6 protein-coding genes are annotated in these 6,753 nt (G+C 75.3%); 3 read left to right on the forward strand and 3 right to left on the reverse strand.

Translation table 11 applies throughout. The features are described from left to right. The first annotated feature begins 631 nt into the window (after positions 1-631). Genes QOZ88_RS22245 through QOZ88_RS22255 form a run of 3 tightly spaced genes read left to right on the forward strand, consistent with a single transcriptional unit; the run spans position 632 to position 5,276 of the window. Entirely contained in the window at positions 632-1,657 is a 1,026-nt protein-coding gene (locus QOZ88_RS22245; RefSeq protein ID WP_306001871.1) for a 3-oxoacyl-ACP synthase III, read from the forward strand. Continuing rightward, a complete protein-coding gene (locus QOZ88_RS22250; protein WP_306001872.1) occupies positions 1,654-4,245 on the forward strand; it encodes an alpha/beta fold hydrolase in 2,592 nt (863 codons plus the stop codon). The genes QOZ88_RS22245 and QOZ88_RS22250 overlap by 4 nt, the downstream gene beginning before the upstream one ends. Then, positions 4,242-5,276: an NAD-dependent epimerase/dehydratase family protein gene (locus QOZ88_RS22255; protein ID WP_306001873.1), complete on the forward strand. Its 1,035-nt coding sequence runs from the start codon at positions 4,242-4,244 to the stop codon at positions 5,274-5,276. Before QOZ88_RS22250 ends, QOZ88_RS22255 begins: the two co-directional genes overlap by 4 nt. A 53-nt stretch (positions 5,277-5,329) precedes the next feature. Here QOZ88_RS22255 and QOZ88_RS22260 read toward each other — a convergent pair whose 3' ends face one another. The 3 genes from QOZ88_RS22260 to QOZ88_RS22270 all read right to left on the reverse strand — a co-directional run. Further along, positions 5,330-5,716 carry a type II toxin-antitoxin system VapC family toxin gene (locus QOZ88_RS22260; protein WP_306001874.1) on the reverse strand — a complete coding sequence of 129 codons (387 nt, stop codon included), beginning with the start codon at positions 5,714-5,716 and terminating at the stop codon, positions 5,330-5,332. Then, on the reverse strand, positions 5,713-5,976 hold the full coding sequence (locus QOZ88_RS22265; RefSeq protein ID WP_306001875.1) for a hypothetical protein: 264 nt from the start codon (positions 5,974-5,976) through the stop codon (positions 5,713-5,715). The genes QOZ88_RS22260 and QOZ88_RS22265 overlap by 4 nt, the downstream gene beginning before the upstream one ends. 178 nt (positions 5,977-6,154) lie before the next feature. Beyond that, the coding region (locus QOZ88_RS22270; protein WP_406568246.1) for an MFS transporter at positions 6,155-6,753 on the reverse strand (599 nt) is incomplete at its 5' end.

Below are 6,753 nucleotides of genomic sequence, written 5' to 3' on the forward strand. Positions count from 1 at the left end.
GCCTTCCCGAGATCGCCGCTGATGGCGACGGAGTGCGCAGATGGTCAGTTCTCGGCACGGGAACGGCGCGTCTGCGCACACTGTCCTGACGCGAAGCGCTAGCCGGCCCAGCTTGAACCAGTCGAAGGTTGGGTGACGCGACCACTAGCCGCCCGGTCACGGCGGCGTCGTGCCGCGGTGCCGCTCCTGCTCGACCACGGCCTCGAGGTCCGCCAACCGGTCGAGGTCCTGCAGCGGCCGGCGCATGCGGTGGTTGCCCTCCAGCCGGTCGCGGGTGCGGTCGAGGCACCTCGGCCGGCGCTATGGGGCCGAGGCCGGTCGTCGACGTCCTCCCTCACCGCGGCGCGTCCACCCCCACCGCACACCGCGAGGGAGGACACGCCACGATCAGGGAACCTGATCCCAGCCGGCGGGGACCGTCGTCGCCGGGCGGGCCGGCTGGGGCCGCCCGGCGGTCCGGTGCGGGTGCGCCCCGACGGGGAGTGCCCGTTCCCGGTACCCCGCGCGGCCCTCTCCTCCGGCCTGGTCGGCAGAATGGCCCGGTGTACGCGCCGCCCTGGGGGGTAAGCGCGCCGGACGAGGGTGGCGCACGAGGACGGCGGCCGCCCGCCGCGCCTCACGAGTGGATCTGATGACCGGCAACGCCACGCACCGATTCAGCAACACCGCGATCCTGACCGTGCAGACGGCGGACGCATCCCAGATCATCACCTCGGCTGCGCTCGACGAGCAGCTGGGCGACACCTACCAGCGCGTCGGGCTGCGGCCCGGGCTGCTGGAGCGGCTCGCCGGCATCAGGGAACGCCGCTGGTGGGCCGACGGCGCCTCGTTCGTCGACGGCGCCGCCACCGCGGGCGCCAAGGCCATCAGCGAGAGCGGTGTCGACCCGGCGCACATCGGCCTGATGGTGAACACGTCGGTCAGCCGCAAGCACCTCGAGCCCTCCACGGCCGTCGCCGTGCACGACGCCCTCGGGCTGCCGAGCTCCTGCCAGAACTTCGACGTGACCAACGCCTGCCTGGGGTTCATCAACGGCATGGAGCTGGCCGCGGCGATGATCGACGTCGGGATGGTGCGGTACGCGCTCGTCGTCAACGGCGAGGACTCCCGCCCCGTGCAGGAGCGCACCATCGACCTGCTCAACCGGCCCGACACCGTCGCCAAGGACGTGATGGGGCACTTCGCCACGCTCACCCTCGGCTCCGGGGCGGTGGCCATGGTCCTCGGCCGGGCCGACGAGCACCCCGAGGGCCACCGGCTGATCGGGTCCGTCAGCCGGGCCGACACCCGGCACCACGGGTTGTGCACCGGCGACAACGACGGGATGCACACCGACCTCAAAGGCCTGCTCGACGCCGGCCTCGCCCTGTCCGGGGAGCTCTGGGCGGACGCCGACACCGAGTTCGACTGGGCGCGGGGCATGGACCGCTACGTCATCCACCAGGTCTCCAAGGTGCACACCGGGGCGCTGTGCGACCGGTTCGGCATCGACCGGGCACGGGTGCCGACGACCTTCCCGACCCGGGGCAACCTCGGCCCCGCCTCGGTCCCGTTCACGCTGGCGGGCGAGGCCGGCACCCTCGCCGACGGGGACCGCGTGCTGCTGATGGGGATCGGCTCCGGCCTCAACGCCTGCTGCCTCGAGATCGCCTGGTGACGGCGAGCACGCCCATCGAGCTGCCGGGGCTGGACCCGTCCTGGTCGCGGTGGATCACCGTTCCCGGCGCGGACGGCGGGAAGCACCGCTGGCACGTGCTCGACAACGGAGTCCCCGACCCGGTCGGGACCCTGCTCTGCGTCCACGGCAACCCGACCTGGTCCTACCTGTGGCGCCGCCTCGTCGCCGCCGCCCCGCCCGGGTGGCGCGTCATCGCCCCGGACCAGCTGGGCATGGGGTGGTCGGACCGCCCGGCCGGACCGCGGACCCTGGCCCAGCGGGTGGCCGACCTGGGACGCCTCACCGCCGAGCTGGGCGTCAGCGGCCCGGCCGTGACGGTGGCCCACGACTGGGGCGGCATCATCTCCCTCGGCTGGGCCCTCGAGCACCGGCAGGACGTGCGGGGCGTCGTCCTCACGAACACCGCCGTCGCCATGCCCGAGGGCGACCTGGGGCCCGCACTGATCCGGCTGGCGCACGCGCCCGTCCTGCGAAGCGTCGTGACCCAGGCCAGCTCCGTGTTCGTCCGTGGGGCGACGGCGCTGTCGCGGCCTCCGCTGCCCCGGGAGGTCCGCCGGGCGTACGCGCAGCCCTACGGCTCGGCCGAGCGGCGCCGGGCCGTGGGCGAGTTCGTGGCGGACATCCCCTTCCGGCCGGGCCACGCCTCCCGTGCGGCGCAGGAGTCGATCGCGGAAGGCATCCGCACGCTCGACGTCCCGGCCCTCCTGCTGTGGGGTCCCCGGGACCCGGTCTTCGGCGAGAAGTACCTGGCCGACCTGCGCGTGCGGCTGCCCCGGGCAGAGGTGCACCGCTACGAGGGCGCCTCCCACCTCCTCCCCGAGGACGCTCCGCAGTACGCCGAGGCGGTGGCGACGTGGGTGACCGACACGTGCGGAGCGTCGAGCGCTCCGACCCCGGGCAGGGGTGGGGCATCGGCCCAGCCGGCCCGGCCCTGGGCCGCCCTGGCTGACCGCGCGGACGACGACTCCCCGGCCGTCGTGGCGGCAGGCGGGGCCTCGGTCAGCTGGGCGCGGCTGGCCCGCCGGGTCTCCGACCTCGCCGCCGGCCTGGCCGCGGCCGGTGTCCGCCCCGGGAACCGGGTGGCGCTCCTCCTGGAGCCCTCCGCCGACCTGACGGCGGTGGTCTACGCCACCTGGCGTGCCGGAGCCGTCATCGTCGTCGCCGACAAGGGCCTCGGCCTCCGGGGCATGCGGCGCGCGCTGCGCGGCGCGGCGCCGGACCACGTCCTCGGCAGCACCGCCGGGCTGGCCGCCGCGCGGGCGATGGGCCTGCCGGGGACGCGGATCCTGGCCGGACCGGCGTCGGCGCGGCTCCGCCGGGTCCTCGGCGCCGAGCACGACCTGGCCTCGCTGGAGGTGTCCGGCCGGACGTCGTCCGCGCCGGCGGAGCCACCGCTGGACGCCGACTGCGCGGTCGTCTTCACCTCCGGGGCCACCGGCCCGGCCAAGGGCGTGGTCTACACCCAGCGCCAGGTCGGCGCCCAGCTGGAGCTGGTCCGGACGGCGTACCGCCTCACGCCGGACGACTCGCTGGTGGCCGCCTTCGCCCCCTTCTCCGTCCTCGGACCGGGTCTCGGGATCGCCTCGTCCGTCCCCGACATCGACGTCACGGCGCCCGCGACGCTCACCGCGGCCAGGCTGGCGGACGCCGCGGCCGCGGTGGACGCCACCGTGGTGTTCGCCGCGCCGGCCGCCCTGCGCCGCGTCGCCGCCACCACCGCCGACCTGACCGAGGAGCAGCGGTCGGCGCTGCGCCGGGTCCGGCTGCTCATGTCGGCCGGCGCGCCCGTGCCGACGCCTCTCCTGCAGGCTCTTCGCGAGACCCTCCCGGCGGCCGAGCCGCACACGCCGTACGGCATGACCGAGGCGCTGCCCGTCACCGACGTCTCCCTGGACGAGATCGAGGCCGCCGGGCCGGGGAACGGGGTCTGCGTCGGCCGCCCGGTGCCGGGCGTGGAGGTGCGGATCAGCCCGCTCTCCCCGCTGGGCACCGCCGACGGAGCGCTCACGGGGTCCCCCGACGCCAGCGGCGAGGTCTGCGTCCGCGCCGCGCACGTGAAGGACCGCTACGACGCGCTGTGGGCCACCGAGCGGGCCGCCGGCCGCGACCCGGGGTGGCACCGCACCGGCGACGTCGGGCACCTGGACGGCGAGGGACGGCTCTGGATCGAGGGCCGCCTGGCGCACGTGCTCACCACCGCGGACGGTCCGGTGACCCCGGTCGGCCCGGAGCTCCGCATCGAGTCCCTGGACGGCGTCGCCGCCGCGGCGGTCGTCGGCGTCGGCCCGGGAGGCGCCCAGGTCGCCGTGGCCGTCATCGTGCCCCCGGGCCGCACCCGGCGCCGGCTGCCCCGCGCCGACCGGCTGACCGTGGCGCCGACCGAGCTCGCCGACCGGGTCCGCGACGCCGCCGGGATCGATCTCGCCGCCGTGCTCGTGGCCGGCGCCCTGCCGGTCGACGTCCGGCACCAGTCGAAGGTGGACCGGGCGGCGCTGTCCCGCAGCGCAACCCGGGTCCTCTCCGGCACGCCGGTCCGGTGGGGGGCCCGGCGCGAGCGCACGCCATGAGGGTCCTGGTCACCGGCGCGAGCGGCATGCTCGGCCGGGTCACCACCCAGCAGCTGCTCGCCCGGGGGGACGAGGTGACCGTCCTGCAGCGCCGTCCCGCCGGCCTGCCCTGCGCCGAGGTGCTCGGGGACGTCGCCGAGCCCTCCGTGGTGGCGCGAGCGGCCGCGGGCCAGGACGCCGTCGTCCACCTCGCGGCGAAGGTGGACGTCACCGGCAGGTGGGACGAGTACGCCCGGGCCAACATCCAGGGGACGAGTAACGTCGTCGCCGCCTGTGCCGCCGAGGGCGTCCGGCGCCTCGTGCACGTGTCGTCCCCGTCCGTCTCGCACGCCGGGTCCCCGCTGTTCGGCGCCGGGGCGGGTCCCGCCGATCCGGCGCGGGCGCGCGGCTCCTACTCGCGCTCCAAGGCGGTGGCCGAGCAGGTCGCGCTGGACGCGGACTCGGCCGGCCTCGCGGTGCTCGTCCTGCGCCCGCACCTGGTGTGGGGGCCCGGCGACGAGCAGCTCGTCGCGCGGATCGTCGCGCGGGCCAGGTCTGGTCGTCTCCCGCTCATCGGCTCGGGCGCTGGGCTGATCGACACCACCTACGTCGACAACGCCGCGGCCGCCCTCGTGGCAGCGGTCGACGCCTGCGGGCCGGTGCACGGCGAGGCGCTGGTGGTCTCCAACGGTGAACCCCGCCCGGTGCGCGAGATCCTCCGGCAGCTGTGCTCGGCGGCCGGCGTGCCCCCGCCGCGGGGCCGGGTGCCGGCGCACGCGGCGTGGCTGGCGGGTGCCGTGGTGGAGGGGATCTGGTCGGCCACCGGCCGGCGCTCGACTCCCCCGCTGACCCGGTTCCTCACCGAGCAGTTGACGACGGCGCACTGGTTCGACCAGCGGCGGACCCGGGCCGCGCTCGGCTGGCGGCCGGAGGTCGGCCTGGACGAGGGGTTCGGCCGGCTGGCCGCCTGGTACGACGGCGTGCCTGCGGGGGTGGATCCCGGGGCCGGAGGCCGGCAGCAGCCGCACGCCGTCAGCCGTGTGCCCACGTAGCAGGCCGCCCCTCGGACACCCGTTGATGCACACCCGCCGACTCAGGCGTGCAGCTAGGCACGCAGAGGGACCAGCCCCAGCTCCTCGGCCCCACGGAGGAGCCGGTCGTCGAAGGCGGCGACTCGGGCGGCCGTAGCCTGGGCGGCCAGCAGGACGCAGCAATCCGGCATCCGCAGACCCGTGTCGGCGCGCAACCCGGCCAGCCGAACAGCGGTGTCTGCGGGAAACGGCAGTTCTGCAACCTCCAGCTCCCGTAGCGCCGTCCGCGCGGCGTCGAGGCGGCCGGTCCGGGACGGGCCGACGAGCACCTCCGCGAGCGTGAGCGGGTTGACGGCGAACTCGTCATCGATCTCCCGCGCGAGAAGAGACTCTGCCGCTCGGTGGTGGGCGTCTCCGGCATCGAGGTAGGCGATGAGCACGCTGGCGTCCAGCACGATCACGCCGGCCACTCCTGGCGCAGCCTTTCCAGATAGTCCGCACCGTAGGCGCCGGTGAGGGCGCCGCTGTGCTCTCGCAGCACGTCGAGCCGTCGGCGTCGCCGGTCTTCCTGCACACGCTGGGCGACGCGCTGACCTTCCAGCGCGAGACGGGTGAGCAACTGCGCGCGGCTGAGCCCTGGATACCGGACGGCCGCGGAGTCCAGAGCGGCAGCGAGTTCGTCGGTCTCGGTCACCATGATCCGTGGACGGGTGGTGGGCACGCGTGGAAGTGTAGTACCTGACGCTTAGGTGCTACACCTTCACCCTGTTGCACCACGGCCATGACGGTAGGCGCCGAACAGGTGACGTCCATCGTGCCGCGAGGGCGGTGAAGTCGGCTGATCGTGGATCCCACCACGGCCCTTCGTTGCCCCGTCGGGGTGCGCTCGGCCGACGGTCCTAGGCGATCGTCTTCAGCCGGAAGGTCAGCACCAGTGCCAGTGGGGGCAGCGCGAGCAGCGAGCCCAATGCCCAGGGCAGTCCGTACGGGTCGGCGAGCAGGCCCAGCAGGGGCGCCACGGCTCCTCCTGCGGAGACTGCGAGCCCGATCGTGACGACGGAGGCGGTGCCGATGCGGTTCGGCAGGTACTCCTGGCCCAGGGTCGTCTGCACCGAGAACGGCAGGTGCACCCCCAGGGCGAGAAGCGCGGCCGCCGCGATGGCCAGCGGCCAGCCGGGCGCGACGAGGAGCAGAACCAGGGCGGGCAGGGCGAGCGGGTATCCGAGCCGGATCGCGGGCAGGCGGCCGTACCGGTCGGCCAGCCAACCCCCGATCAGCGTCCCGACGGCGCCCACGGCGAGGAAGGTGACCAGTGCCGCGGAACCGATCACCTGATCCACGTCGAAGCGGTCGATCACGAACAGCGCCGGGAGCGACGAGATGCCGAAGTACAACACCGAGCGCAGGATGACCACCCCGGTGAGCCAGCCGAACGATCGCCAGTCGTCGACCGCGGTCGACGCGGCCGGCTCGCGCGCGGCCGCCCGGGCGGCCCGGG

Source organism: Blastococcus carthaginiensis, assembly GCF_030731085.1.
In the GTDB taxonomy this organism is placed as follows: Bacteria; Actinomycetota; Actinomycetes; order Mycobacteriales; family Geodermatophilaceae; genus Blastococcus; species Blastococcus carthaginiensis.